Here is a 1,256-nt window from a genome sequence, read left to right on the forward strand (position 1 = left end):
CTTGCCAAATAGTAACTAATTGTTCTTCCGTTTCATTTCTTGGTGCTACGTATTCTTTGGTTGATAATGCAGTGCTATCTGGTTCTGGTAAGGCTCTTCTATCTAATTTACCATTGGCCGTTAATGGCATTGTATCTAATGCTATCCAAATTGATGGAATCATATAACCCGGTAAATCTTCTTGTAACGCCTGTTGAATTGCTTCCTTATCGAAAACACCTTCTGAAACTACATAACCCACTAGTATTTTATTACCTGTACTTGTTTCTTTAGCTAATACACAACATTGACTTACTGACACTAAATTCGATAGTGCATTTTCTATCTCTCCTAATTCTATTCGATATCCTCTTATCTTTACCTGTGTATCTTTTCTTCCTATAAATTCTATATTCCCATCTGGTAACCACTTTGCTAAGTCTCCTGTTTTGTATAATCGATCACCTGCTGTAAATGGATTGCTAATGAACTTGTCATTAGTTAACTCTTCATTATTTAAATAACCTCTAGCTACTCCTGATCCTCCTACAACTAATTCGCCTACAACACCAACAGGAACTAAATTCATTGCAGAATCCACGATATATGCTACACTGTTCTTGATCGGTTTACCTATAGGAAGGGTAGTTTGTGTTTTTTCAATAGTATAAGTGGTTGAGAATGTAGTATTCTCTGTAGGACCATAACCATTAATGATTTTTAAATCTGGATATAGTTCTTTTACCGTATTCGTGTAGTTAAACAAGACGATGTCTCCTCCAACTAATAAATATCTTAATGAAGCGAATATGCTTGTATCTTCCTCAACTACTTGATGGAACCATGAAGCAGTCATCCATAAAGTATTCACTCCTTTGTCTAAAATCAAAGACTTGAAACTTGAGGTGTTTAATAATACTTCTCTGCTTGCTAAAACTAATTCTCCGCCATTTAATAATGTACCCCAATATTCTATAGTTACTGCATCAAAAGAAATGGAACCCGTAGATAACCAAACTGTCTCTGAATTTAAGGCTACATAATCACAACTTGTAGCTAAACTCACAATGTTTGTATGGGTTACCTGAACTCCTTTTGGGCGTCCTGTACTTCCTGAGGTGTACATTACATAAGCTAAATGACTTGGTGAAGTAACTCTTTCTAGACTATCATCTGGATACTTCGAAATAAGCTCATCCCAATCACTATCTAAAGCCACAATGGTAAGGTCTCTTTTTCCTTCTAATACTCCTCTATTAACTTGGTTACTTAATACC

The 1,256-nt window shown here is 35.4% G+C and carries 1 protein-coding gene; it reads right to left on the bottom strand.

What is annotated here, in order from left to right; genetic code table 11:
• Positions 1 to 1,256 (bottom strand): amino acid adenylation domain-containing protein (locus BVC87_RS22980; protein WP_143569904.1); only part of this gene is annotated, 1,256 nt, incomplete at both ends.

The sequence above is a fragment of the Tenacibaculum agarivorans genome (assembly GCF_001936575.1).
Lineage (GTDB): Bacteria > Bacteroidota > Bacteroidia > Flavobacteriales > Flavobacteriaceae > Polaribacter > Polaribacter agarivorans.